Below are 1,248 nucleotides of genomic sequence, written 5' to 3' on the forward strand. Positions count from 1 at the left end.
TGATCTGACTCCATAAAAGTAGACACCTTTTTGGAGCCAGTAACCATGAAAGTAAAACCATATCGCAAACATTCGCTCGAATTTAAAATAAAAGTCGTTCAAGAGTCGTTAGACACCACAGATACAGTTAAGATGGTCGCGAATAAATACGGAATTCATCCTGACATGCTATCAAGTTGGAGAAGTCATATGACCTCGAAGAAGAAAACAGCAAAGCCATTAAAGAACCAAGGCCCTGACAAGTCATACACAGATTTAGAACGCCAAATTCGCAAGCTTGAGAAGCAACTCGAAGATGCTCAGTTGGAGAATGACGTTTTAAAAAAGGCGAAGGTCTACTTCGACAGCCTAAAAGAATAAGGTTCGAATATATCCACAAGGTCACAGATGCCAAACGCACAGTGAAGAAGTTGTGCAGTTGGTTATCTGTGTCGCCAGCTGGGTATTATAAATGGTTAAAGCAATTACCTAGCACACGCCATAAAGAGAACAGTTCGTTACTTAAGTTTCTAAAGCATATTAGCGACCAGGAGCACTGTATCCCTGGCTATAGAAAACTATGGGAGGCAGCGGTAGCACATGGTTTTGATTGCAGTAAAGGGCGTGTGCAGAGACTATTACAAAGCGTTGGCTATCGTTCAAAATCAGGTAAGAGACGCTATACAAGCCGCGCGAAGAAAGAAGGTACAATCAAAGCGAGTAACTTACTACGACGTCAGTTTAATGTGAAGACAGCAAATACTGTGTGGGTATCAGACATCACACAAGTACGCTGTAAAGATGGTTGGCAGTATTTATGCGTCATCCTTGATTTGTATTCTCGTAAGGTTGTTGGCTGGGTAACAAGCCGGATAAACAACGCCGAGTTAGTTATTAAAACACTGAAAAAGGCATGGTCAGCACGCAAACCTGATGGTTCGAACTTGCTCTTTCATTCAGATCAAGGAGCTCAGTATGTCGCAAAGGAAACAGTGAAGTGGTTAACTAATAGAGGTGTCACAGTGAGTATGTCTAGAAAAGGGAACTGCTGGGATAACGCATGCTCAGAAAGCTTCTTCGCGCAGTATAAAAAGGAGTGGATAAAGAACTTAAATGAACTGAGTCGTAGTGAAATGACAACACAAACGTATTTTTATATTGAAAAATACTACAACTCAGTAAGAAGGCATGGCACCCTAGGGTATAAAAGTCCCATGCAGTACGAACAATTTAATTAAACCCCGTGTCTACTTTATCGGGGTCAGATCA

General features: G+C 41.4%; 1 protein-coding gene. It reads left to right on the forward strand.

Annotated features, from left to right (window positions below; translation table 11 throughout):
- Positions 1-45: 45 nt before the first annotated feature.
- A protein-coding gene (locus C2M25_RS06500) for an IS3 family transposase (protein ID WP_105180735.1) occupies positions 46-1,217 on the forward strand; the annotation gives its coding sequence in 2 pieces (ribosomal slippage) (positions 46-319 and positions 319-1,217; 1,173 coding nt in all).
- Positions 1,218-1,248: the final 31 nt, after the last annotated feature.

Source organism: Pseudoalteromonas sp. T1lg21 (assembly GCF_002964625.1).
GTDB classification, from domain to species: domain Bacteria; phylum Pseudomonadota; class Gammaproteobacteria; order Enterobacterales; family Alteromonadaceae; genus Pseudoalteromonas; species Pseudoalteromonas gelatinilytica.